Source organism: Streptomyces sp. NPDC059008 (assembly GCF_042749045.1).
Lineage (GTDB): Bacteria > Actinomycetota > Actinomycetes > Streptomycetales > Streptomycetaceae > Streptomyces.
Map to the genome: position 1 here is coordinate 95150 of NZ_JBHYJC010000014.1, position 25918 is coordinate 121067.

At 72.6% G+C, this 25918-nt stretch carries 13 protein-coding genes; 11 read left to right on the forward strand and 2 right to left on the reverse strand.

What is annotated here, in order from left to right:
- The first annotated feature begins 53 nt into the window (after window positions 1-53).
- Window positions 54-1907: an ABC transporter ATP-binding protein gene (locus tag ACFWZH_RS19035; RefSeq protein ID WP_384431962.1), complete on the forward strand. Its 1854-nt coding sequence runs from the start codon at window positions 54-56 to the stop codon at window positions 1905-1907.
- Window positions 1904-3802 carry an ABC transporter ATP-binding protein gene (locus ACFWZH_RS19040; RefSeq protein ID WP_384431965.1) on the forward strand — a complete coding sequence of 633 codons (1899 nt, stop codon included), beginning with the start codon at window positions 1904-1906 and terminating at the stop codon, window positions 3800-3802. The genes ACFWZH_RS19035 and ACFWZH_RS19040 overlap by 4 nt, the downstream gene beginning before the upstream one ends.
- Window positions 3803-3869: 67 nt before the next feature.
- Here ACFWZH_RS19040 and ACFWZH_RS19045 read toward each other — a convergent pair whose 3' ends face one another.
- Complete coding sequence (locus tag ACFWZH_RS19045) at window positions 3870-5459, reverse strand: FAD-dependent monooxygenase (protein WP_384431968.1); 1590 nt, start codon at window positions 5457-5459, stop codon at window positions 3870-3872.
- A 345-nt stretch (window positions 5460-5804) separates the two neighbouring features.
- Between ACFWZH_RS19045 and ACFWZH_RS19050 the strand changes: the two genes are divergently transcribed.
- The 8 genes from ACFWZH_RS19050 to glgB all read left to right on the forward strand — a co-directional run bounded on the left by ACFWZH_RS19050 (window position 5805) and on the right by glgB (window position 22561).
- Window positions 5805-7595, forward strand: coding sequence for an ABC transporter ATP-binding protein (locus tag ACFWZH_RS19050; RefSeq protein ID WP_384431971.1), 1791 nt, complete (start codon window positions 5805-5807; stop codon window positions 7593-7595).
- On the forward strand, window positions 7592-9427 hold the full coding sequence (locus ACFWZH_RS19055; RefSeq protein WP_384431974.1) for an ABC transporter ATP-binding protein: 1836 nt from the start codon (window positions 7592-7594) through the stop codon (window positions 9425-9427). The genes ACFWZH_RS19050 and ACFWZH_RS19055 overlap by 4 nt, the downstream gene beginning before the upstream one ends.
- Before the next feature lie 326 nt (window positions 9428-9753).
- Window positions 9754-12030 carry a M4 family metallopeptidase gene (locus ACFWZH_RS19060; protein WP_384431977.1) on the forward strand — a complete coding sequence of 759 codons (2277 nt, stop codon included), beginning with the start codon at window positions 9754-9756 and terminating at the stop codon, window positions 12028-12030.
- A gap of 287 nt (window positions 12031-12317) precedes the next feature.
- Window positions 12318-13949, forward strand: coding sequence for a M4 family metallopeptidase (locus ACFWZH_RS19065; RefSeq protein ID WP_384431980.1), 1632 nt, complete (start codon window positions 12318-12320; stop codon window positions 13947-13949).
- 683 nt (window positions 13950-14632) lie between these two features.
- Window positions 14633-16636, forward strand: a complete 2004-nt coding sequence (locus ACFWZH_RS19070) for a maltotransferase domain-containing protein (RefSeq protein WP_384431983.1) — start codon at window positions 14633-14635, stop codon at window positions 16634-16636.
- Window positions 16633-18351, forward strand: a complete 1719-nt coding sequence (gene treS / locus ACFWZH_RS19075; RefSeq protein ID WP_384431986.1) for a maltose alpha-D-glucosyltransferase — start codon at window positions 16633-16635, stop codon at window positions 18349-18351. Before ACFWZH_RS19070 ends, treS begins: the two co-directional genes overlap by 4 nt.
- A gap of 326 nt (window positions 18352-18677) precedes the next feature.
- Complete coding sequence (locus tag ACFWZH_RS19080; RefSeq protein ID WP_384431988.1) at window positions 18678-20159, forward strand: maltokinase; 1482 nt, start codon at window positions 18678-18680, stop codon at window positions 20157-20159.
- A 44-nt stretch (window positions 20160-20203) separates the two neighbouring features.
- A complete protein-coding gene (gene glgB / locus ACFWZH_RS19085; protein WP_384431990.1) occupies window positions 20204-22561 on the forward strand; it encodes a 1,4-alpha-glucan branching enzyme in 2358 nt (785 codons plus the stop codon).
- Window positions 22562-22637: 76 nt separating this feature from the next.
- Here the strand turns inward: glgB and ACFWZH_RS19090 are convergent, their stop codons facing one another.
- The gene (locus ACFWZH_RS19090; RefSeq protein ID WP_384431993.1) at window positions 22638-24041 is read right to left on the reverse strand and encodes a cation:dicarboxylate symporter family transporter; all 1404 of its coding nucleotides are present in this window, start codon (window positions 24039-24041) and stop codon (window positions 22638-22640) included.
- Between the two features lie 170 nt (window positions 24042-24211).
- Here ACFWZH_RS19090 and ACFWZH_RS19095 point away from each other — a divergent pair, with 170 nt between their 5' ends.
- The gene (locus ACFWZH_RS19095) at window positions 24212-25885 is read left to right on the forward strand and encodes an ATP-binding protein (protein WP_384431996.1); all 1674 of its coding nucleotides are present in this window, start codon (window positions 24212-24214) and stop codon (window positions 25883-25885) included.
- Window positions 25886-25918: the final 33 nt, after the last annotated feature.

Sequence of the window (25918 nt, forward strand, 5' to 3'; positions counted from 1 at the left end):
CGGGCGGAAATTCACAGGAGCGTTGTCAGTGGTGCGCCTTACGCTCGCGGGTGATGGCTGACACCGCGCTCACGACGCAGCAGACCGACCGGACCGACTTACCCCGACGCTCCGCAGTGCGCACGCTGTGGCGACTGTGGCCCTTCGTGCGCCCGGTGCGGGCGCGGCTGTTCACCGCCGCGTTCGTGGCGGTGGTCGCCTCCTGCCTGAGCCTGGTCATTCCACTGGTGCTCAAGTGGCTGGTGGACGGTCCGGTGGCGGAGCGCGACGCGGGCGGGGTGTGGCTGGGCGGCGGATATCTGCTGCTGCTCGGTGTCGCGGAGGCGCTGTTGTTCGGGCTGCGGCGCTGGCTGGTGGCGCGCCCGCTGGCGGGGGTCGAGGCGGCGATGCGTGCCGCGCTCTACCGCCGTCTCCAGCGGCTGCCGGTCGCCTTCCACGACCGCTGGCCGTCGGGCCAGCTGCTGTCGCGGGGCACGACCGACCTGCAGATGCTGCGCATGTTCCTCACCTTCCCCCTGACGTTCCTGCTGGTCAACGGCGTGACCATCCTGGTGGGCTGGGTGGTGCTGCTGGCCCAGGACTGGACGCTGGGGCTGGTGCTGCTGGCGCCGGTGCTGCCGCTGATGGTGCTGTGCTCGGTCTTCGAGGCGAAGTACGGGCGCGCGGCCCGCCGCACCCAGGACCAGCTGGGCGATCTGACGACGGTGGTCGAGGAGTCGGTGCTCGGCATCCGCGTCATCAAGGGCTTCGGACGGCACCGCAGCCAGGCCCGCGCCTTCAAGGAGCTGACCCGCTCGCTGCGCACGTCCGAGCTGCGCAAGGCGCGGCTGCTGGCCTGGATCCTGGGGGTCAACACGGCGCTGCCGGAGATCGCGATCGCCGGCGCCCTGGTGCTCGGCACGCTCCAGGTGGCCGACGGCGTGCTGTCCGCGGGCACCCTCGTGGCGTTCCTGTCGACCGCGCTGGCGCTGCGCTGGCCGGTGGAGTCGATCGGCTTCCTGCTGGCCATGAGCAGCGAGGCGGCGACGGCCACGGAGCGCTACTTCGAGGTGATGGACGAGCCGGCGGTCACGGACGACGTGGCCGAGAACGAGGCCGGGGACGAGAACGAGGCCGGGGACGGGGACGGGGACGACGGGAGCGACCGCGGCGGCGGCCCCCTCGGCGGCCTGGCCTTCTCCGGTGTCGCGTTCCGCTACCCCGACGCGGCACCGGACAGCCCGCCCACCCTCAAGGACGTCACCCTGCACATCCGCCCCGGCGAGACCATGGCGCTGGTCGGGGCGACGGGCAGCGGAAAGACCACGCTCACGGCGCTGGTGCCGCGGCTGTACGACCCCACCGCCGGCCGGATCACCCTCGACGGGCGGGACCTGGCGACGATCGGCCGGGACGAGGCCCGCTCCCTGGTCGCGGTGGCCTTCGAGGACCCGACGCTCTTCTCGGCGACCGCCGCGGAGAACGTCCTGATGGGCGCGGAGCACGCCCAGGAGGCGGATCTGCGGCGGGCGTTGGAGGTGGCGCAGGCCGACGGGTTCGTCGGTGCGCTCCCGGAGGGCGCCGCGACCCAGGTCGGCGAGCAGGGCCTGAGCCTGTCCGGCGGGCAGCGGCAGCGGCTCGCCCTGGCCCGCGCCGTCGTCGGCCGGCCCCGCTTCCTGATCCTCGACGATCCGCTCTCGGCCCTCGACGTGCGCACCGAGGCCGCGGTGGAGGCGGCGCTGCGCCAGGTCCTGACCGGCACCACGGCGCTGGTGGTCGCCCACCGCCCGTCCACGGTCCTGCTCGCCGACCGGGTCGCGCTGCTGTCGGGCGGCCGGATCGCCGCCGTCGGCACCCACCACGAACTCCTCCGGGACCACCCCGAGTACGCCGCTCTGATGTCCGGCGAGGAAGAGGGCGCCCGATGACGACCACCACGCCCGGCCTCCCGTCCGACGACCCCGAGGAGCGCCCGGGGCCGCATCAGCCGCAGCCGCCACACCCACCGCAGGCACCCCAGTCGCCCGAGCCCGCCGACTCCTTCGCACACGACCGGCTGCCCGCCCCCAAGGGCGCCGCCCGCTCGCTCCTCGCCTCCTTGCTGGCCCCGCACCGCCCCCGCGTCTGGGCGGCGGCCGTCCTGCTGCTCCTCCAGCAGGCCGCCGTGCAGGCCGGGCCGCTGCTGGTCGCCTATGCGCTGGACCACGCGGTGCCGGCCGTGCGGGCGGGCGGGTTCGGGCCGCTGATCGCCGTCGGGCTGGCGGCCGCGGTGTGCGCCGCGGCGTCCGGCGGGCTGCAGTTCGGCTTCATCCAGCTCTCCGCCCGGGTCAGCCAGGACGTGCTGCTCGCCCTGCGGGGCCGGATCTTCCGGCACGGGCAGGCGCTGAGCCTGGACTTCCACGAGCGCTACACGTCCGGGCGGCTGATCTCCCGTGCCACGACGGACGTCGAGTCGCTGCGCGAGCTCCTGGAGGAGGGGCTGCAGGAGCTGATCACGATCGCCCTCGCTGCGGTCTACATCACCGTGACCCTGGTCGCCTTGGACTGGGGCTTCGGCGCGGCCGCCCTGGCCTCCGGCGCGCCCCTGTACCTCCTCGTCCGCTCCTACCGGCGCCGCACGCACCGGGTCTACGGCGCGAAGTCCACGGCGATGGCGGACCTCATCGTGAAGTTCGCCGAGACCCTCAACGGCATCCGGCCGGTGCAGGCGTTCCGCCGCGAGCGGCTCAACGACGCCGTGTTCGACCGGCTCAACCACCGCCACGAACGGGTCAACGGCGACGCGCTGCTGGAGATGGCCCGCTATGTCGTCACCTCCCGGCTGGTGGCGAACACCGCGGTGGCGGCGATCGTCCTGTGGGGCGCCTACCGGGTGGCCACGGGAGACCTGGCGCTCGGCGTGCTCGCCGCCGCGGTGCTGTACCTGCGCCGGCTGTACGACCCCATCGACCGGCTCGGGATGTTCCTCAACTCCTATGAGTCCGCGGCCGCTTCGCTGCAGAAGATCGCCGGCCTGCTGGCCCAGCCGGCCACCGTCCCGGAGCCGGCGGCACCCACCGCGCTGCCGGCCCCGGCGGGCGGCCGGCCGGGGCGCGAGGTCGCCTTCCGCGGTGTCCGCTTCGCCTACCGCACGGGCGGCGAGGTGCTGCCGCACTTCGATCTGACCCTGGCGGCCGGTACGACCACCGCCGTGGTGGGCGCCACCGGCGCCGGCAAGTCCACCCTCGCCAAGCTGCTGGCCCGCTTCTACGACCCCACCGAGGGCCGGGTGCTGCTCGACGGCGTCGATCTGCGCGAGCTGTCCACCGCCGAGCTGCGCCGGAGCGTGGTGATGGTCACCCAGGAGGCGTTCCTGTTCACCGGGACGGTCGCCGACAACATCGCCATCGGCCGGCCGGACGCCACCCGCGAGGAGATCGAACGCACCGCGAAGCACATCGGCGCCCACGACTTCATCACCGCCCTGCCGGACGGCTATGACACCGACGTCCGCAAGCGCGGCGGCCGTATCTCGGCCGGGCAGCGCCAACTCGTCGGCTTCGCCCGCGCCCTGCTCGCCGACCCCGCCGTCCTGATCCTCGACGAGGCGACCAGCTCCCTGGACATCCCCGGCGAGCGGGCGGTGCAGGCCGCCATGGACACCGTCCTGCGGGGCCGCACGGCCCTGGTCGTCGCCCACCGCCTGTCGACCGTGGAGATCGCCGACCGGGTCCTGGTCATGGCCGACGGCAGGATCGTCGAGGACGGCCCGCCGGCCCGGCTCATCGCCGACCGCGGCCGGTTCGCCGAGCTGCACCGCACATGGCGGGACAGCGTGGAGTAGTGGGGTGGTGGGGTGGTGGAGTGGTGGAGTGGTGGGGTGACGGTCGGTCGTGGAGGATCCGCGACTCCTAGGGTGCCTGGCCGTCCGGGGGCGTCGAGCGGGTGATCGCGGTGAGGGCGTGGTGGAGGGTGGCCGCGCTCGGTGGACGGTCGCGCCAGCGGGCGCCGATGTGGCCGTCGGGTCGGACGAGCAGCGCTCCGTGCGGACGGAGGCCGCAGAGGTCGAGGTGCTCGTGCGGAAGCGGCTCGATGCGCAGCGGCCAGGGTGTGGTGGCGGTGGCCTGCCGCTCCCAGTGGACGGGGTCCGGGGTCAGGAGGGTGAACCATTCGCCGAGGGTGTCGAGCGTGGAGCTGTCGGGTGTGAGCCAGAGGTGGGGCATGCGGCGGCCCGGCTCTGCGGTGGGGAGGTAGTCCGTGCCGCTGTCGGACGGCTCGGGCGGGGTGCCGTGGTCGCCGAGGACGGCGTCGGAGCGGTAGGAGACGCCGAGCACGAGACCGAGTTGGGCGAAGAACTCCTCCGACCAGGGCAGTTCGATCCGGGTCGGGGTCACTTCGCCGCTTCGGAGCTGTGCGCGGCGCCGGTCCTGCACCTGGAGCAGCAGCTGGGTGTTGGCCACTGCTTGGCGGAGGGTCTGGTGGGCGACCGGTCGTCGTTCCGTCTCGTAGCTCTCCAACAGGCCCGGTCCGGCCCACCCGTGGAGCACGCCCGCCAGTTTCCAGCACAGGTTGTGCGCATCGGCGACGCCGGCGTTCATGCCCAGCCCGCCGAGGATGGGGATCGCGTGCGCGGCGTCGCCGGCCAGCAGGATCCGGCCATGGCCGAAGCGTTCGGCGACGAACGCGTTCATCACCCAGTGCTGGACCCGCAGCACCTCGGCCCGTACCCCGGCGCCGGGGCCGAGGGCGCGTTGGACGAAGCCGGGCCAGTCGGCGCGCGCGGGGTCCTCGGGTGTGGGGGCGAACCAGGCCCAGCCTCCTTCCGGGTAGAGCGGGAGGAACGAGCCGTGCGCGGTGAAGTAGACCCCGGCGGGCCGGCGGGCGCACCAGCGGCGGAGATCGGCGTCGAACACGACGGTGGTGACGTCCCCCAGCGCTCCGGGGCCCGTGGTGTCGATGCCCAGCAGCTGCCGGACGGTGGAGTTCGCGCCGTCGGCGGCGAGTACGTAGCGGGCGCGGACGCGGGTCTGGTCACCGCTGCGACGGTCGACGAGCAGGGCCACGACACCGTCGGCCTCCTCGGCCAGGTCGATCAGCTCGGACCCGAACCGCACCGGTGCGTCCGCCGCGCCGAGCAGGAGGGGCTCCAACCGGTCCTGCGAGGTGACGACACCGGTCACGGGGCTCTCGGGTACCGGCGCGTTCACCCCGACCATCGCCGCGGTGGCGAAGTCGCGGTCGGAGAGGGTGTCGCGGAAGCGGATGCGGCCGTACTCGGGGGCGAACGCGGCGGCGGTGATCCCGGCAGCCAGCCCGAGCCGGCGGAAGATCTCCATCGAACGCACATTGACCAGCCGGGATCGCGGAAAGGGCGACAACTCCCGGTGCTTTTCGACCAGCAGTGCCCGCACACCCCAGCGTTCCAGGAGCGCCCGGGCGGTGAGCCCGACCGGCCCGCCGCCGACGATCAACACCTCCGTGCGGGCGTCCGCTACGGGCATGGCGAGGTCCTCGGCCGGCTCCCGGCGACCGGCGGGTCGCAGCCGAGCCCGCCGCCCGCGACGAGGGTCCGCACCTCCATGAGGCCCATCATCCGCACTCGGCGGCCGGCCGCAACGTCCGCGCGTCGAGGTACACCCGAACGCCGTCGGGCGTCACCGGCGGGCGCGGACCAGGGCCCGCTGCACGCCCTCGTCGGCCTGGCCCGCCGCGCCGACCCGCTGCCGGAGGCCGCCCCCCCCCCGCTGCGGGGCGTGATGGGCCCTCTTGTGCGGATCGCAGTGTTCTCGCACGCGTTAGGGTCCGGGCATCGGCCGACTCGGCAGGGACGAAGACGGGGGACGGGGATGGTGGACACCTCGGCGGAGCCGGGCACGGGAGCGCCCCGCCACCGCGGCGCCGGACGGTATCTGTGGTGGCTGGTGACCAGTCAGCGGTGGCGGGTCGCGGCGGGCGCGTCGTACGGGAGCCTGTGGATGGTGGGGCTGATGCTGCCGCCGTACGTCCTGTCGCGGGCGATCGACGAGGGGCTGGCGCCGGGGCGGATGCCGGCGCTCGTCGGGTGGACGGCGGTGCTGCTGGGGGTCGGGGTGCTCAACGCCTGGCTGGGGATGCTGCGGCATCGCACGATGACCAGGATCCGGATGGACGCCACGTTCCGCACGGTGCGGGCCGTGGTGGCGCACACCCTGCGCCTGGGCGCGGCGCTGCCGCGGAAGGTGACGGCCGGTGAGGTCGTCACGATCGGCATCGGCGATGTCGCGGTGATCAGCCAGACTTTGACGATGACCGGGCCCGGCGTCGGCGCGGTGCTGGCGTACGGGGTCGTCGCCGTCCTGATGCTGGGCGTCTCCCCGCTGCTCGCCGCGGTGGTGCTGCTGGGCGTCCCGCTGCTCGCCGTGCTGGTCGGGCCGCTGCTGGGCCGGCTGCAGGGGGCGGAGTCGCGCTATCGCGAGCGGCAGAGCGGGCTGGCGGCGCGGCTGACGGACCTGGTCGGCGGGCTGCGGGTGCTGGGCGGCCTGGGCGGCAAGGAGGTGTTCGCCGACCGCTACCGGCGCGATACGCAGGCGCTGCGGCGCGAGGGCTATCGGGTCGGCGCGACGACCAGCTGGATCCAGGCGCTCGGGGTGGGCCTGCCGACACTGTTCCTGGCCGCGGTGACCTGGCTCGCGGCGCGGATGGCCGCCCGAGGTGACATCTCCGTCGGCGAGTTGGTGGCGGTCTACGGGTATGCCGCGGCGCTGGTGGTGCCGGTGTCGTTCTTCATCGAGGGCGGCTACGACCTGACGCGGGGCCTGGTCGCCGCCCGGCGGGTCGTGCGCTTCCTGCGCTGGGAGCCGGACCCGGCAGGCGGTGCGGGGGGCGGGGACGAGGCGGGGCGGGCGCCCGAGGGGCCGGCCGTGCTGCGGGATCCGGAGTCCGGCGTGGAGGTGGTGCCCGGGCTGCTGACCGCGCTGGTCGCCGCCCGCCCGGCCGAGTCGGCGGCGGTGCTCGACCGGCTGGGCCGGTTCGCGGACTCCGCGGCGACCTGGGGTGCGGTACGCCTCGACGAGATCGGGCTGCGGCAGGTCCGCGACCGCATCCTGGTCGCGGACAACGAGGCGGACCTCTTCGCCGGGACGCTGCGCGAGGTGATCGGCGGGCGCCGGGATCCGGCCGGCGCGGTGATCGACCGCGCCGTCCATGCGGCGCTGGCCGAGGACATCGTCCGTGGCCTGCCGGACGGGCTCGGCTCGCCGATCGAGGCGCAGGGCCGCAACCTCTCCGGCGGGCAGCGCCAGCGCCTGCGCCTGGTGCGGGCGCTGCTGGCCGACCCCGAGGTGCTGCTGGCCGTCGAGCCGACCTCGGCCCTCGACGCGCACACCGAGGCGGCCGTCGCGGGCCGGCTGCACGCCGCCCGCGCGGGCCGTACCACCGTCGTCACCAGCACCTCACCGCTGCTGCTCGACCGGGCGGACACGGTGTGCTTCCTCGTCGGCGGCAAGGTCGCCGCCGTCGGCAGCCACCGCCGGCTGCTCGACGAACAGCCCGCCTACCGCCGTCTGGTGGCGCGCGGCGAGGACGGCACACTCGGCGACGAACACGGCGGCGCCCCGGGGCCCCCGCCCGCGTCCCTGGCAGAGGAGAGCGCACGATGACGGCGGTCACCACCCGGCCCGCGCGAGGCGGCGACGACCTGCCCGGCGGTGCGGCCCTGCCGGTCGCCGACCGTGCCACCACCCGACGGGCCGCGCTCAGCCTGATCCGGCTGGACGGGCGGGCGTTCGCCCTGATGCTCGCGCTCAACGCGCTGGCCGCCGGCGCCGGTCTGGCCGGTCCGTGGCTGCTCGGCCGGATCGTGGACACGGTGCGCGACGGCGGCGGGGTGGCCGCGGTCGACCGGCTGGCACTGGTCATCGTGGTGTGTGCGCTGGCGCAGCTGCTGCTGGCGCGGTACGCCCGGTACGTCGGGCACCGCTTCGGCGAGCGGACCGTGGCGCGGGTGCGCGAGCAGTTCGTCGACCGGGCGCTGGCGCTGCCGGCCGCGACCGTGGAGCGGGCCGGCAGCGGTGATCTGACGGCCCGTGGCACCACGGACGTCACCTCGGTCGCCCGGACGCTGCGGGACGCCGCGCCCGAGGTGTTCATCGCGTCGGTGCAGGCGCTGTTCCTGCTCGGTGCGGTGGTGGTGCTCGATCCCCTGCTCGGGGCGTGCGGGCTGGGTCTGCTGAGCGGCCTGCTGGCGGTCCGGTGGTATCTGCGCCGGGCCCACCGCGCGTATCTGGCCGAGGGGGCGGCGACCTCGGCGCTGGCCGAGCTGTTGGCGGCCACCGCGGCGGGTGCCAGGACCGTCGAGGCGCTGGGGCTCCAGGAGCGTCGGCGGGCGGCGAGCGAGCAGGCGATCGAGCGGTGCCGGCGTACGCGTACCAGGACGCTGTTCCTGCGCAGTGTGCTGCTGCCCGCCGTGGAGGTCTCCTACGTCCTCCCGGTGGTCGGGGTGCTGCTGGTCGGCGGGGTGCTGCACGGGCGGGGCGGGCTCAGCCTGGGGGTGGTCGTCTCCGCGGCGCTGTACCTGCGGCAGCTGGCCGAGCCGCTGGCCACGATCCTGCTGTGGGTGGAGCAGCTCCAGAGCAGCGGTGCCGCCTTCGCCCGCGTCGAGGGGCTGCGCGAGGCCCCGTCGACCCCGAAGTCCGCCCCCTCGCCCGCCGTTGTCCCGGCCGACGACCGCATCGACGTCACGGCCGTCCGCTACGCCTACGGCGCCAGGCCCGGCGGCGACGGCGCCCCCGCCTCCCCCGGCCGCGACGTGCTGCACGACGTCACCCTCACCATCCGCCCCGGCGAGCGGATAGCCCTGGTCGGCCCCTCCGGAGCCGGCAAGTCCACCCTGGGGCGGCTGCTGGCCGGCATCGAGGCGCCGAGCGGCGGTTCGGTGACCGTCGGACGGGTGCCGATCGCCGAGCTGGGCCCCGAGGTGCTGCGCCGCCAGGTGGTCCTCGTCACGCAGGAGCACCATGTGTTCCTGGGGACCGTCCGCGACAACCTGCGGATCGCCGCGCCCGGCGCCGACGACGCCGCACTGCACGCCGCGCTGGCGGCCGTGGGGGCCGACTGGTGCACGGAGCTGCCGGCCGGCCTGGACACCGAGCTGGGCCCCGGCGGGCACCGCCCCGACGGCTCGCAGGCGCAGCAACTCGCCCTGGCCCGCGTGGTGCTGGCCGATCCGCACACCGTGATCCTGGACGAGGCGACCGCGCTGCTGGACCCGCGCACCGCCCGGCACACCGAGCGCGCGCTGGCAGCCGTCCTCAAGGGCCGTACGGTCATCGCCGTCGCCCACCGGCTGCACACCGCCCACGACGCGGACCGGGTGGCCGTGCTGGAGAACGGCCGGCTGACCGAACTGGGCACCCACGACGACCTGGTGGCGGCCGACGGCGCCTACGCGGCCCTGTGGCGCTCCTGGCACGGGCGGACCGCGGCCGGGTGAGGCCGGGCGGGAACGGGCACGGATCGTCCGGAAAACGGACGCCGATTCCGCGCAACGGACGTTTTCCGGCCAATTAGTTGATCGGAGCCTGACAACCGGCGGGCTGTGGTGGGACTCTTCCCCGCAACCGCCGCACGGCCCCCACGGCACCACGCCTCGCGACGGCCGGCTCCACCCCCCGTTCCACGAGTACGTCAAGCACCTTTGTGCGTACGTCTCCCCCCACACGCTCCATGAGTTCTGCCTCGCTCTGCCCGGACGGCCGTTCGCCGCCCGGTCCCCCTCGGCCGCACCGTCACGTAGCGGCCACCGCAGAAGGAGTCAGTGTGAGACGCACCCCCCATAGACGCGCCGTCGCGACCGGCGCGCTGGTCGCCGTCACGGCGATGCTGGCCGTCGGTGTACAGGCCGGTACCGGCACGGCGGCCGCCCCGCGGCCGGGCACCGCGCACGCCGTACCCGACCCCGGCGCACTGCCGGTCAAGCTGTCCCCGTCCCAGCGTGCGGAGCTGATACGGGAAGCCGGCGCCACCACCGCCCGGACGGCGCGGCAGCTGAAGCTCGGCGCGAAGGAGCGCCTGGTCGTCAAGGACGTCTCGAAGGACGCCGACGGCACCGTGCACACCCGCTACGAGCGCACCTACGACAAGCTGCCGGTCCTCGGCGGCGACCTCGTGGTGCACACGAGCAAGGGCGGCACGTTCCAGGGCGTCACCAAGGCCGTCCGCTCGCAGCTCAAGGTGGCGGGCACCACCGCGAAGATCGAGCCGGCCACCGCCGAGGCGAAGGCCGTCACCTCCGCGCGGGCCCTGGGCTCGAAGAAGACCGAGGCCGCCAAGGCGCCGCGCAAGGTGGTCTGGGTCGCCGACGGCAAGCCGGTCCTGGCCTACGAGACCGTGGTCGGCGGGCTGCAGGAGGACGGCACGCCCAACGAGCTGCACGTCATCACGGACGCCACCACCGGCGCCAAGATCTTCCAGTACCAGGGGATCGAACAGGGCGTCGGCAACAGCGAGTACAGCGGCAAGGTCACCATCGGGACATCCGGCTCGGCGCCGAACTTCTCGATGACCGACCCCACCCGCGGCAACCACAAGACGTACAACCTCAACCACGGTTCGTCGGGCACCGGTTCGCTGTTCACCGACGCCGACGACACCTGGGGCGACGGTACGCCGCAGAACGCCCAGACCGCCGGTGTCGACGCGGCCTACGGCGCCCAGGTGACCTGGGACTACTACAAGAACGTGCACGGCCGCAGCGGCATCAAGGGCGACGGCGTGGGCGCCTACTCCCGCGTCCACTACGGCAACAGCTACGTCAACGCCTTCTGGGACGACGGCTGCTTCTGCATGACCTACGGCGACGGCAGCGGCAACAGCCACCCGCTGACGTCGATCGACGTGGCCGGCCACGAGATGTCGCACGGTGTCACGGCCGCCACCGCCGACCTCACCTACAGCGGTGAGTCCGGCGGTCTGAACGAGGCGACCTCCGACATCTTCGGCACGGCGGTGGAGTTCTACGCCAACAACGCCTCCGACCCCGGTGACTACCTCATCGGCGAGAAGATCGACATCAACGGCGACGGCTCCCCGCTGCGCTACATGGACAAGCCCAGCAAGGACGGCGCCTCGGCCGACTACTGGTCGAGCAACGTCGGCAACAAGGACGTGCACTACTCCTCCGGTGTCGCCAACCACTTCTTCTACCTGCTGTCCGAGGGCAGCGGCCCGAAGGACATCGGCGGCGTCCACTACGACAGCCCGACCTTCGACAACCTGCCGGTGCCGGGCATCGGCCGGGCCAACGCCGAGAAGGTGTGGTTCAAGGCGCTCAGCCAGTACATGAGCGCCAACACCAACTACGCGGGCGCCCGCACCGCCACCCTGAAGGCGGCGGCGGACCTGTTCGGCCAGGGCAGCGCGTCGTACAACACCGTGGCCAACACCTGGGCGGCGGTCAACGTCGGCACCCGCGTCCCGGACGGCGCGGTGAGCGTCACCAACCCGGGCAACCAGACCAGCACCGTGGGCCAGGCGGCGAGCCTGCAGATCAAGGCCACCAGCGGGACCGCCGGCGCGCTGTCGTACACGGCGACCGGGCTGCCCGCCGGGCTGTCGATCGACGCGAACACCGGTCTGATCTCCGGTACGCCGACCACGGCCGGCACCGGCAGTGTGACGGTGACGGTCACCGACGCCGCGAAGAAGACCGGTACGACGTCCTTCACCTGGACGGTCAACCCGGCCGGCGGCGGCAGCGTCTTCGAGAACGCCGACGACGTGCAGATCCCGGACGCGGGCGCGGCGGTCACCTCGCCGATCACCGTCAGCCGCAGCGGCAACGCGCCGAGCTCGCTGAAGGTCGGCGTGGACATCGTCCACACCTACCGCGGTGACCTGGTCATCGACCTGATCGCCCCGGACGGCACGGCCTACCGGCTGAAGAACTCCAGCGCGTTCGACTCCGCGGCCGACGTGAAGACGACGTACACCGTCAACGCCTCCTCGAAGGCGGCGAGCGGCACCTGGAAGCTGCGGGTCCAGGACGTCTACTCTCAGGACACCGGTTACATCAACGGCTGGAAGCTGACGTTCTGACCTCGCCACAGCACTCAGGCGTCATCTTCGTATGACATAGGCGGGCAGGCGTTTCGCGCCGCTCCACAACTCGCCTTCCATACAGGCACCTTGGGCGTCGTCCCCGGATCTCCGGGGGCGGCGCCCGACTCCGTTATGCGAACAGCGATCACCTCTCTACGAACGAATTTCAGCCAACCTGTGAACAAACTCCTGACATGCACGCGTTCGAATGGCAGTCTTCCCGACGCATGTCACACCCGCATCGCTTTGCACCCCCACCACTTGGCAAAGTTGAAGGAGCACGCGTGACCCCCCGCATATCTCGTAAGACCCGTGTGACCGGTGGCGCCCTCGCGGCCGCCGCCCTGCTGGCCGCGGGCATCACCGTCGGCACCGCCGGCGCCTCGCCGGCCCCGGCCGCCAAGAAGGACGCCTCTCCTCTCCAGCTCAGCGCCTCGCACCGCGCGGAGCTGCTGCGCGACGCCGGCGCCACCAAGGCGCAGACCGCCAAGGCGCTCGGTCTCGGCTCGCAGGAGAAGCTGGTCGTCAAGGACGTCGTCAAGGACGCCGACGGCACCACGCACACCCGCTACGACCGCACCTACGCCGGACTGCCGGTCCTGGGCGGCGACCTGATCGTGCACACCGCCAAGGGCGGCGCGGTCAAGTCGACGACCAAGTCGACGGACAAGACCATCAAGGTCGCCTCCACCACGGCGAAGATCGCCCCGCAGGCCGCCGCGAAGTCGGCGCAGGGCACCGCCGCGAAGTCGCTCGCCGCGAAGAAGGCCGACGCGCAGTCCCCGAAGAAGGTCGTCTGGGCCGCCTCCGGCAGCCCCGTCCTCGCCTACGACACCGTCGTCAAGGGCGTCCAGAAGGACGGCACCCCCAGCCGGATGCACGTCATCACCGACGCCAACACCGGCAAGAAGCTGTTCCAGTACGACGAGATCCACACCGGCAAGGGCGAGAGCGAGTACAGCGGCAGCGTCGAGCTGGGGACCTCCAAGGAGGGCAACGGCTTCACGCTGACCGACGGCGAGCGCGGTGGCCACAAGACCACCAACCTGGAGAACGGCGAGTCCGGCGACGGCAAGGCCTTCACGGACGAGGACGACAAGTGGGGCACCGGCAAGCCCGACGACCCGCAGACCGCGGCCGTCGACGCGCACTACGGCGCGGCCGAGACCTGGGACTACTACAAGACCGTGCACGGTCGCGCCGGCATCAAGGGCGACGGCAAGGGTGCCTCCTCGCGCGTCCACTACGGCGACAGCTACGTCAACGCCTTCTGGGACGACAGCTGCTTCTGCATGACCTACGGCGACGGCGAGGGCAACAAGAAGCCGCTCACCGCCATCGACGTCGCGGCCCACGAGATGTCGCACGGTGTCACCTCCGCGACCGCCAACCTCACCTACAGCGGTGAGTCCGGCGGCCTCAACGAGGGCACCTCGGACATCTTCGGCACCTCGGTCGAGTTCTACGCCAAGAACGACAAGGACCCGGGCGACTACCTCATCGGTGAGAAGATCGACATCAACGGTGACGGCTCCCCGCTGCGCTACATGGACAAGCCCAGCAAGGACGGCCAGTCGCAGGACAACTGGGACTCCAACACCGGTGGTCTCGACCCGCACTACTCCTCGGGCGTCGCCAACCACTTCTTCTACCTGCTGTCCGAGGGCAGCGGCGCGAAGGAGATCAACGGCGTCAAGTACGACAGCCCGACGGCGGACGGCAAGAAGGTCGAGGGCATCGGCCGGGACAAGGCCGAGAAGATCTGGTTCAAGGCCCTGACCGAGTACATGACCTCGAACACGGACTACAAGGCCGCCCGTGAGGCGACCGTCAAGGCCGCCACCGACCTCTACGGCAAGGACAGCGCCGAGGTCAAGGGTGTCGAGGCCGCCTGGACCGGTGTCGCCGTCAAGTGACGCGGTACGCCCACAGGCGCTGATCGTCCCGGGGTGAGGTGACCCCGGAAGAACGAAGGCGGTGCCCGGAGTCTCTCCGGGCACCGCCTTCGCGCGTGCCGGCGCGGGTGGCGGGGTCCGGGCAGCACCCCCGGGGAGCCGACCGCCGGGACCCGGCCACCCCCAGGGGCGCGACTGCCGGCCGACCCGCCCCCAACCTCTCACTCAACTCCCCATCTTCTCCTGGGAGTTGAGTGCTAGCCCCACACTCTGCCGCGCGTTGCTACCGCCGAGTCCGCCGATATGGCCGATTCCACCCCCTCATGCGCTCTTGTACGTACTCCCTCCTAGGGGGAGGCTTGCGCGACACCGGACATCCGCACACCGCAACTCCGCTGTGATCGCACCGAGTTGAGGAGGCGAACGCCGACCGTGTCAGCGCCCCCGCGCAGCCGCCCGCGAACGGGCGGGCGCGTGTCCGCCGGGTCACGGCAGACCCGTGGTTACGAACCGGTAGTTCACATTCCATCGGATTTCCGAGCCGCCGCACGAGGGAAGGCTCACCGAGTGGACCCCGGCCGGCCGTGCCATCCGCCAGCCGAGTGAAAGCGGGCTGGAGCGCACCTGCCCGCACCCGGTTCCCCTGCCGTGAAACGGATACAAAGGACAAAATCCCGCAAAGCATCACAAGCCCAGGTGAGCCCATGATCGGTCGCATCCCTGTTCTGGACATCCGCCCGCAGATCGATTGCGGCCGCCGCCCGGCGAAGGCCGTGGTGGGCGAGACCTTCGAGGTCTCCGCCACGGTCTTCCGAGAAGGCCATGACGCGGTCGCGGCGAATGTGGTGCTGCGCAACCCCGCCGGCCGCTGCGGCCCCTGGAACCCGATGCGGGAGCGGGCGCCCGGCACCGACCGGTGGAGCACCGAGGTCACCCCGGACATCGAGGGCCGCTGGACCTTCACCGTCGAGGCCTGGTCCGACCCGCTGGCCACCTGGCGCAAGCACGCCTCGATCAAGATCCCGGCGGGTATCGACACCGAGCTGGTGCTCGCCGAGGGCGCCGAACTGCACGAGCGGGCGGCCGTCGACGTCCCCAAGAGCGAGGGCCGGGAGGCGGTGCTGGCCGCCGTCGACGCGCTGCGCGACCCGGACCTGCCCGCCGCCGCCCGCCTCGCCACGGCGCTCTCCCCCGAGGTCGTCGAGTCGCTGGACCGCCATCCGCTGCGCGAACTGCTCACCGTCTCACGTCCGATGCCGCTGGTCGTCGAGCGCCGACGGGCCCTGTACGGCTCGTGGTACGAGCTCTTCCCGCGCTCCGAGGGCGCCGTCGTCACCCCGGCCGGCACGGCCGTCGGCGGCACCCTGCGCACCGCCGCCGAACGGCTGCCGGCGGTCGCCGCGATGGGCTTCGACGTGGTCTACCTCCCGCCCGTCCACCCCATCGGCACCTCCTTCCGCAAGGGCCCCAACAACGCCCTTTCGGCCGGCCCGGACGACGTCGGCTCCCCCTGGGCCATCGGCTCGGCGGCCGGCGGCCACGACGCCCTCCACCCGGACCTGGGCACCTTCGAGGACTTCGAGCACTTCGTGCGGACGGCCCGCGACCTGCGGATGGAGGTGGCCCTGGACTTCGCGCTGCAGTGCTCCCCCGACCACCCCTGGGTCACCCTGCACCCGCAGTGGTTCCACCACCGCCCGGACGGCTCGATCGCCTACGCCGAGAACCCACCGAAGAAGTACCAGGACATCTACCCCGTCGCCTTCGACGCCGACTTCCGCGGGATCGTCCGCGAGACCCAGCGGCTGCTGCGCTTCTGGATGGCCAAGGGCGTACGGATCTTCCGGGTGGACAATCCGCACACCAAACCCGTGGCGTTCTGGGAGAAGGTGATCGGCGAGATCAACCGCACCGACCCGGACGTGCTCTTCCTCGCCGAGGCGTTCACCCGCCCGGCCATGCTGCACACCCTCGCCCAGGTCGGCTTCCAGCAGTCCTACACGTACTTCACCTGGCGCAACACCAAGCAGGAGCTGACCGACTACCTCACCGAGCTGTCCGGCGAGTCCGCCGCCTATCTGCGGCCCAACTTCTTCGTGAACACCCCGGACATCCTCCACGCCTACCTCCAGCAAGGCGGCCGCCCCGCCTTCGAGATCCGTGCCGTGCTGGCCGCCACCCTGTCCCCCACCTGGGGCGTCTACGCCGGATACGAGCTCTGCGAGTCGACGCCGGTACGCCCCGGCAGCGAGGAGTACCGCGACTCGGAGAAGTACCAACTCAGGCCGCGCGACTGGGATGCGGCGGCGAAGCAGGGGCGCACCATCGCCCCGCTGATCACCGCGCTCAACCGCATCCGCCGCCGGCACCCTGCCCTGCAGCAGCTGCGCAATCTGCGCTTCCACCAGGTCGACAACGAGGCCGTGCTGGCGTTCTCCAAACGCGCCGGGCACGGCGAGGGGTCCGACACGGTGCTCACGGTGGTCAACCTCGACCCGCACCACACCCACGAGGCGACGGTGTCGTTGGACATGCCGGAACTCGGCCTCGGCCGGCACGAGTCCTTCCCGGTGCGCGACGAGCTCACCGGCGATACCTACCACTGGGGCAGGGACAACTATGTGCGCCTGGAGCCGGGCCGCTCACCGGCGCCCGCCCATGTGCTGTCGCTGCGACCGTCCTCACCGATCGGAGGGTCACCCAATTGATCGTCAATGAGCCAGTCCCCGACACGTTCGAGGACACCCCGGCGAAGGACCGCGATCCCGACTGGTTCAAACGGGCCGTCTTCTACGAAGTCCTGGTGCGCTCGTTCCAGGACAGCAACGGCGACGGCATCGGCGACCTCAAGGGCCTCACCGCCAAGCTCGACTATCTGCAGTGGCTGGGGGTGGACTGTCTCTGGCTCCCGCCGTTCTTCAAATCCCCGCTGCGGGACGGCGGTTACGACGTCGCCGACTACACCGCGGTGCTCCCGGAGTTCGGCGACCTGGCGGACTTCGTCGAGTTCGTGGACGCCGCGCACCACCGCGGCATGCGGGTCATCATCGACATGGTGATGAACCACACCAGCGATCAGCACCCGTGGTTCCAGGAGTCGCGCGCCGACCCGGAAGGCCCGTACGGCGACTACTACGTCTGGGCGGACGACGACAAGCAGTACGCCGACGCGCGGATCATCTTCGTCGACACCGAGGCCTCCAACTGGACCTTCGACCCGGTCCGCAAGCAGTACTACTGGCACCGGTTCTTCTCCCACCAGCCGGACCTCAACTACGAGAACCCGGCGGTCCAGGAGGAGATGATCTCCGCCCTGCGGTTCTGGCTGGACCTGGGCATCGACGGTTTCCGGCTGGACGCGGTGCCGTACCTCTACGCGGAGGAGGGCACCAACTGCGAGAACCTGCCCGCCTCGCACGCCTTCCTCAAGCGGGTCCGGGCCGAGATCGACGCGCACTACCCGGACACTGTGCTGCTGGCCGAGGCCAACCAGTGGCCGGAGGACGTCGTCGACTACTTCGGCGACTACGCCGTCGGCGGCGACGAGTGCCACATGGCCTTCCACTTCCCGGTCATGCCGCGCATCTTCATGGCGGTGCGCCGCGAGTCGCGCTACCCGGTGTCGGAGATCCTCGCCAAGACCCCGGCGATCCCGTCCGGCTGCCAGTGGGGCGTCTTCCTGCGCAACCACGACGAGCTGACCCTGGAAATGGTCACGGACGAAGAGCGCGACTACATGTACGCGGAGTACGCCAAGGACCCGCGGATGCGCGCCAACATCGGCATCCGCCGGCGACTGGCCCCGCTGCTCGACAACGACCGCAACCAGATCGAGCTCTTCACCGCCCTGCTGCTGTCGCTGCCCGGCTCGCCGATCCTCTACTACGGCGACGAGATCGGCATGGGCGACAACATCTGGCTCGGCGACCGCGACGCGGTACGCACCCCGATGCAGTGGACGCCCGACCGCAACGCCGGGTTCTCCTCCTGCGACCCCGGCCGGCTCTTCCTGCCGACCATCATGGACCCGGTCTACGGCTACCAGGTCACCAATGTCGAGGCGGCGATGAGTTCCCCCTCCTCGCTGCTGCACTGGACCCGCCGGATGATCGAGATCCGCAAGCAGAACCCGGCGTTCGGGCTCGGCAGCTACACCGAGCTGTCCTCCACCAATCCGGCGGTGCTGGCCTTCCTGCGGGAGTCGCCGGGCACCGGCGGCGCGGACGACGACCTGGTGCTGTGCGTGCACAACTTCTCGCGGTTCGCCCAGCCGACGGAGCTGGACCTGCGCTCGTTCAGCGGTCGGCATCCGGTGGAGCTCATCGGCGGCGTCCGCTTCCCGGCCATCGGGGAGCTGCCGTACCTGCTGACGCTGGCGGGCCACGGCTTCTACTGGTTCCGACTGCGCAAGAACTCCGCCTAGTACCCGGGCCCTGACCGGGCACGGGCGCCGAGCATCCCGCCCGTACGCGGCCGCATGGCGCGTACGGGCGTTTTTCGACCTTTCGCTCGGGCAGTCTCCCTACTACCGCACGGCCGGGCGAACCATCGCCGGTCCCCCCGGCTCGGGAGGGTGACCGCCGCACGGCGGAAGCGCGCACGCCGAAGACACTCCCCAAGCCGCTCCCTTCGGGGGGACCCGCACCGCCTCCGTACGGGGGTACCGCCACCGCGCCACCGCATAGTGAAGGCCGCATTCCGGGACACTTTGCCCTACCTGTCGTGTGCCCGGGGAAAGGACGCGACGCCATGTCGGACACCGCCCCGACCCGTGCCACCCGTAACACCCCTGACCGCCGCCCGCTCGTGACCGCCCCCGATCTGCTGTCCTCGCTGGCCCCGCTGCTCGCCGAGTGGGTGCCGCGCCAGCGCTGGTTCGCCGGCAAGGGGCGGCCGCTGACCGGGTTCACGCTGCTCTCGGCCACCGAGCTGCTGCCGTGCACCGGCGCGGGCACCACTCCGGGGCTGCTGCAGCTGCTCGTGCGTGCCCAGCAGAGCGCCCCGCCGAGCCGCACACCGGCCGGCGGCGACTGCTACCAGCTCCTGCTGGGGGTGCATCCGGCGCCGGCACCGCAGCTGGCACCGGCGGTGATCGGCCGGCCGGGGGGCGGTCCGCTGCGCGGCCGTACGGTCTACGACGCGCTGCTGGACAACCGGCTGTGCGGGCTGCTGCTGGAGCGGCTGCGGGTACCGGGGCGGCTCGGCGGGCTGCGGTTCTGCCGCGAGCCGCGGGTGGACATCCCCACCGGACTGCCGGCCCGGCCGATCGCCGTCGAGCAGTCCAACTCCTCCATCGTCTTTGGCGATTCGTTCATCCTGAAGGTCTTCCGGCGGGTCGAGCCGGGCGTCAACCCGGATCTGGAGCTGCCGCGAGCGCTGGCGGACGCCAAGTGCGCGCGGGTACCGGCGCCCGCCGCGTGGTTCGAGTCGGCGACCCCCGAGGAGAGCGGCGAGGCGACGACGCTGGGCGTGCTCCAGCCGTTCCTGCCGGGGTCGGCGGACGGCTGGCAGCTGGCCCGGGGCGCGCTGGCCGTACGCGCCGACTTCACCGGCTCGGCGCGGGCGCTCGGGCACGCCACCGCGGAGGTGCACACCGCGCTCGCCCAGACGCTGCCGACCACCGAGCTGCACCGCCCGCAGCTGGAGGTGATCGCGGCCCAGATGATCGAGCGGCTGGAGGCCACCGCCCGCGCCGTGCCCGTGCTGCAGCCCTACCGCACCCGGCTGCGCACCGCCTTCGACGCGCTGGCCGCGATGGGCCGGGACGGCCGCGGCTGGGCCGCCCAGCGCATCCACGGCGATCTGCACCTGGGGCAGACCCTGCGCTCCGCCGACGAGGGCCGCTGGTCGCTGATCGACTTCGAGGGCGAACCGGCCCGCCCGCTGGCCGAGCGGCGACGGCCGCAGCCGGCGGTGCGCGATGTCGCGGCGATGCTGCGCTCCTTCGACTACGCGGCGCGCGGCGGGCCGGCCGGCGGGGACCCCTGGGCGCTGGAGTGGGCGCGGCGCACCCGTGCCGCCTTCTGCCGGGGCTACGCCGAGGCCGGTGGGCTCGATCCGCGCTCCGCGCCCGAACTGATGCGCGCCTACGAGACCGACAAGGCCGTCTACGAGGTGCTCTACGAGGCCCGCCACCGGCCCGACTGGCTGGCCGTCCCGATGGCCGCCGTCCGGCGGCTGGCGGCGGGCGGGGAGCCGGCCGTGGGGGCCCACCCGTACGACTCGCCGTGATCCGCCCGCCCGTCGCCCGCCACCACCCCGAGGAGGCTCCACTCGTGACCGCCCGCCCGTCTCCCGCCACCGGACCGCCGCCGTCCGGCCGTACCCCTTCCGCCCCCGCGCGCACCAAACAGGCCGCGGCGACCGGGCCGACCGCCGGGCCCGCGGCCCGCTCCCGCGCCCGCGCCCGCGACACCGAGCCGCCGGCCGGCACGCACGGGGTGCGGCCCGCCGCCCCGCTGCCCGAGGAGGACCGCGCCCGGCTGCTGGGCGGCGCGCACCACGACCCGCACGCGCTGCTCGGCGCGCACCCCGTACGCGGCGGGCTGCTCGTCCGCGCCCTGCGGCCGCACGCCCGGAGCGTCACCGTCGTGGCGAAGGGGCTGCGCGCCGAGCTGCCCTCCGAGGGCGACGGCCTGTTCGCCGGGGTGCTGCCGCTGCGCACCGCCCCGGAGTACGAGCTGCTGGTCGACTACGGCGAACACGCCCTGACCGTCCCCGACCCCTACCGCTTCCTGCCCGCGCTCGGCGAGCTGGACCTGCACCTGTTCAGCGAGGGCCGGCACGAGCAGCTGTGGCAGGCGCTCGGCGCGCGGACCATGGAGCACCAGGGCGTGACCGGCACCCGCTTCACCCTCTGGGCGCCCAACGCCCGGGGCGTCCGGGTCGTCGGCGACTTCAACTACTGGGACGGCACCGCCGGCCCGATGCGGTCGCTGGGCTCCTCCGGTGTCTGGGAGCTCTTCCTGCCCGGGATCGGCGCCGGCGAGCTGTACAAGTTCGAGATCACCCGGCCGGACGGCTCCCGGACCGTGCGCGCCGACCCGATGGCCCGGCGGACCGAGTGCCCGCCCGCGACCGCCTCGGTGGTGGACGCGTCGCGCTTTCGCTGGCAGGACGCCGAGTGGATGGCCCGACGCGGCAGGCGGCCGGTGCACCAGGCGCCGTTCTCCGTCTACGAGGTGCATCTGCCCTCCTGGCGGCCCGGCCTCACCTACCGCCAGCTCGCCGATCAACTTCCGGTGTACGTCAAGGACTTGGGGTTCACCCACGTCGAGTTCATGCCGGTGTCCGAGCACCCCTTCGGCGGTTCCTGGGGCTACCAGGTGACCGGGTTCTACGCGCCGACCGCCCGGATGGGCACGCCCGACGACTTCCGGTTCCTGATCGACGCGCTGCACCGGGCCGGGATCGGCGTCCTGATGGACTGGGTGCCGGCCCACTTCCCGCGCGACGACTGGGCGCTGGCGGAGTTCGACGGCCGCCCGCTCTACGAGCACCAGGACCCGGCCCGCGCCGCGCACCCGGACTGGGGCACCCTGGAGTTCGACTACGGCCGCACCGAGGTCCGCAACTTCCTGGTCGCCAACGCGGTGTACTGGTGCGAGGAGTTCCATATCGACGGACTGCGGGTGGACGCCGTGGCCTCGATGCTCTACCTCGACTACTCGCGCGAGGACGGCGGCTGGACGCCCAACGTCCACGGCGGCCGGGAGGACCTCGACGCGGTGGCCTTCCTCCAGGAGATGAACGCGACGGTCTACCGCCGCTGCCCCGGAGTCGTCACCATCGCCGAGGAGTCCACGGCCTGGGACGGCGTCACCCGCGCCACACACCACGTCGGGCCCGGCGGCTTCGGCGGCCTCGGCTTCGGCCTGAAGTGGAACATGGGCTGGATGCACGACTCGCTCGGCTATGTCTCCAAGGAGCCGGTGCACCGCAAGTACCACCACGGCGAGATGACCTTCTCCATGATCTACGCCTACTCCGAGAACTATGTGCTGCCGATCTCCCATGACGAGGTCGTGCACGGCAAGCGGGCACTGGTGTCGAAGATGCCCGGCGACTGGTGGCAGCAGCGGGCCAACCACCGGGCCTACCTCGGCTTCATGTGGGCCCACCCGGGCAAGCAACTTCTCTTCATGGGGCAGGAGTTCGCGCAGGGCGCGGAGTGGGCGGAGAGCCACGGCCCGGACTGGTGGCTGCTCGACTCCTCCTACGAGGCGGAGCCGGACCACCGGGGCGTACGCGACCTCGTCCGCGACCTCAACCGCCGGTACGCGGCCGCCCCCGCCCTGTGGGAGCGCGACACCGATCCGGCCGGCTTCCGCTGGATCGACGGCGACGCGAGCGAGGACAACGTCTTCTCCTTCCTGCGCTTCGCCGCCGACGGCTCCCCCCTGATCTCGGTCAGCAACTTCTCCCCCGTCGTGCGCCACGCCTACCGGCTCGGGGTCCCCGACGACATCCCCGCCTGGCGCGAGGTCCTCAACACCGACGACCCGCGCTACGGCGGCAGCGGCGTCGCCAACCCCGACCTCCTCAAGACCGAGCCCACCCCCTGGAACGGTCGCGGCTCCTCCGTCACGACCGTCCTCCCCCCGCTGGCGACGGTCTGGTTCACGCCGGCCTGAGCGCCGGACCGCGGATCGCGAAGGGGCGGGCGCCCTGTGCGGCGCCCGCCCCCTCTCCCCTCCTGCGTGGTGTGGCTCAGACCTTGGCGGACTCCTTCGCGCCGCCGTCGCGCGGCTCGACGACCTCCGGGGCGAGCGGCTCGGCGTGGGCGTCGTCGACCAGCGTCTTCTCGTCGAACGGGATCCGGCCGGCCAGCACCTCGGCCGCCCTGGCCTTGTCGATCTCCTTGGTCCAGGTGCCGACCAGGACGGTGGCCACCGCGTTGCCCGCGAAGTTGGTCAGGGCGCGCGCCTCGCTCATGAAGCGGTCGATGCCGACGATCAGGCCGACGCCGTCGACCAGTTCGGGGCGGTGCGACTGCAGGCCGCCGGCGAGCGTGGCCAGGCCCGCGCCGGTGACCCCGGCCGCGCCCTTCGACGCGATGATCATGAAGACCAGCAGCGAGATCTGCTGGCCGAGCGAGAGCGGCTTGCCCATCGCCTCGGCCACGAACAGCGAGGACATCGTCAGGTAGATGGCGGTGCCGTCGAGGTTGAAGCTGTAGCCGGTCGGGACGGTGATGCCGACCACCGGCTTGCTGACGCCCAGGTGCTCCATCTTGGCGATGAGGCGGGGCAGCGCGGACTCCGAGGAGGAGGTGGAGAGGATCAGCAGGAACTCGCGGGCGAGGTACTTCAGCAGGATGAAGATGTTGATCCCGGCGACCAGCCGGAGCAGCGTGCCGAGCACCACGAGCACGAACAGCAGACAGGTGACGTAGAAGCCGACCATGATGATGACCAGGGACTTCAGCGCGTCCAGGCCGGTCTCGCCGACCACCGCCGCGATGGCGCCGAAGGCACCCACCGGCGCCACCCACATGATCATGGCCAGTACCCGGAAGACCAGCTTCTGGATGTGCCCGATGCCGCGCAGCACCGGCTCGCCCGCCGAGCCCAGCGCCTGCAGGGCGAAGCCGACCAGCAGCGCCACCAGCAGCGTCTGCAGCACCTCGCCCTGGGTGAAGGCGGAGACCAGCGTCTTGGGGATCATGCCGAGCAGGAAGTCGGGGAGCGACTCGCCGCCGCCCTCGGTCTGCGCCTGGCCCGCGTGCCGCACGGTCTCGGTCAGCTGCAGCCCGGAACCGGGCTGCAGGATGTTGCCGACGACCAGGCCGATGGCGAGCGCCACGGTGGACATCACCATGAAGTAGCCGAGGGCCAGCCCGCCCACCGCGCCGACCTTGGCGGCCTTACGCACCGAGCCGACGCCCAGCACGATGGTGCAGAAGATGACCGGCGAGATCATCATCTTGATCAGGTTCACGAAGCCGGTGCCGAGCGGCTTGAGCTGGACGGCCACACCGGGGGCGGCGAAGCCCACGATGATGCCGAGCAGCACCGCCCCGATGACGGCGATGTAGAGGAAGTGGGTCCGGTCCCGCTTGGCCGGCGCTCTGTCCTCGGTGGTGCCCCCGGACGGCGGGGTCTGTGCAGCCACGGCTGCCTCCTCGTCTACGGCTCTGCGCCCGGTCCGGGCCCCCAGGCCGTTCAGGCACTGGGGGAGGCTCCGGCGCACAACAAGTCCCGGCGACTATGCACGCCCGTGTGGCGCCCGTCACCCTTACGTGCATTTCGTTCACGTAAAAGTGACCGGGCAGACTGTTCTGTATGCGACTCCCCCGACCCCGGCCGCCCCGCCGGCTGCGCGGCCCCCGCAGCCTCGCCGGGCAGCTCTTCGCGATGCAGGTCGTGCTGGTGGCGGCGGTCGTCGTGGGCTGCGCCGTCTTCGCGTACGTCAGCGCCGGCCGGCAGGCGGAGGAGACCGCGCGACGGCAGGCGACCGCGGCCGCCACCGCCGTCGCCGACTCCCCGGCCGTCGTCGCGGCGGCCCGCACCAAGGACCCCACCGCGGCGCTCCAGCCGTACGCCGAACGGCTGCGGCGCGATGCGGGCGTCGACTTCGTGGTGGTGATGGCGCCGGACGGCACCCGCTGGACGCACCCGGAGCCGTCCGCGATCGGCGGGAAGTACCTGGGGCACATCGGCCCGGCACTGCGCGGCGAGATCTTCCCCGAGACGCACATGGGCGTGCTCGGCCCGTCCGTGCGGGTCGTCGCGCCGGTCCACGACCCGCGGCGCGGCGGGAAGATCACCGCGCTGGTCAGCTCGGGGATCACCATCGAGACGATCAGCGAGCAGCTGCGCGACCAGGTCCTGGCGCTGGTCGGGGTGGCGGCCGCGGCGCTGGCGCTCGGCGGCGCGGGAACGTATGTGATCAACGCCCGGCTGCGGCGGCACACGCACGGGATGAACGCCCAGGAGCTGAGCCGGATGCACGACTACCACCAGGCCGCGCTGCACGCCGTGCGCGAGGGGCTGCTGATGCTCGACGGGCAGCGCAGGGTCGCCCTGATCAACGACGGCGGACGGGAGCTGCTGGGGCTGCCGGGGGACGCGGTGGGTCGGCCGGTCACCGAGCTGGGGCTGCCGCAGCCGCTGGCCGAGGCGCTGCACTCGCCCGGCCCGCGGGTCGACGAGCTGCATCTGACCGGCGAGCGGGTGCTGGTGGTCAACTCCTCCCCGATCTCCGGCGGCGAGCAGCGCGGCAGCGTCGTGACCCTGCGCGATCACACCGAACTCCAGGCGTTGTCGGGCGAGTTGGACTCGGTACGCGGCTTCGCCGAGGCGCTGCGCTCACAGGCCCACGAGGCGGCCAACCGGCTGCACGCGGTGGTCTCGCTGATCGAGCTGGGGCGGGCGGAGGAGGCCGTGGAGTTCGCCACCGCGGAGCTGGAGCTGGCGCAGGCGCTGACCGACCAGGTCGTCGGCGCGGTCGCCGAGCCGGTGCTCGCCGCGCTGCTGCTCGGCAAGGCGGCGCAGGCCAACGAGCGCGGCGTCGAGCTGGCGCTGACGCCCGACAGCCGGATCGACGACGGGCTGCTGCCGCCCGGCCTGCCGGCCCGCGATCTGGTGACGGTACTGGGCAACCTCCTCGACAACGCCATCGACGCCGCCGCCCCGACGCCGGGACACGGCGCCGCGGTGCCGCCGCGGGTGCGGGTCACCGCGCGGGCGACCGGCGGCGAGCTACTGCTGACGGTGGCGGACAACGGGCCCGGGGTGGCCGCGGACGACGCCGAGGAGATCTTCCGGCGCGGCTGGACCACCAAGCAGCCGGCCCCCGCGCCCGACCGGGGCCCCGGGCACGGCCACGGCCTGGGCCTGGCCCTGGTCCAGCAGGCGGTACGGCGCAACGGCGGCACCATCGCGCTGGACCGCGCACCGGAAGGCGGCGCGCGGTTCACCGTACGGCTGCCGCTGCGGACCAAGGCCACGACATGAGCGGACCGACGGGCCAGGACGGTCCGGCCGCGA

What these genes read in the sequence shown, in the direction of transcription:
- ACFWZH_RS19080 (WP_384431988.1), top strand. Translation starts at nt 18,678, where the DNA reads ATGTCGGACACCGCCCCGACCCGTGCCACCCGTAACACCCCTGACCGC.
- ACFWZH_RS19045 (WP_384431968.1), bottom strand. Translation starts at nt 5,459, where the DNA reads ATGCCCGTAGCGGACGCCCGCACGGAGGTGTTGATCGTCGGCGGCGGG.
- ACFWZH_RS19095 (WP_384431996.1), top strand. Translation starts at nt 24,212, where the DNA reads ATGCGACTCCCCCGACCCCGGCCGCCCCGCCGGCTGCGCGGCCCCCGC.
- ACFWZH_RS19055 (WP_384431974.1), top strand. Translation starts at nt 7,592, where the DNA reads ATGACGGCGGTCACCACCCGGCCCGCGCGAGGCGGCGACGACCTGCCC.
- ACFWZH_RS19070 (WP_384431983.1), top strand. Translation starts at nt 14,633, where the DNA reads ATGATCGGTCGCATCCCTGTTCTGGACATCCGCCCGCAGATCGATTGC.
- ACFWZH_RS19040 (WP_384431965.1), top strand. Translation starts at nt 1,904, where the DNA reads ATGACGACCACCACGCCCGGCCTCCCGTCCGACGACCCCGAGGAGCGC.
- ACFWZH_RS19035 (WP_384431962.1), top strand. Translation starts at nt 54, where the DNA reads ATGGCTGACACCGCGCTCACGACGCAGCAGACCGACCGGACCGACTTA.
- ACFWZH_RS19050 (WP_384431971.1), top strand. Translation starts at nt 5,805, where the DNA reads ATGGTGGACACCTCGGCGGAGCCGGGCACGGGAGCGCCCCGCCACCGC.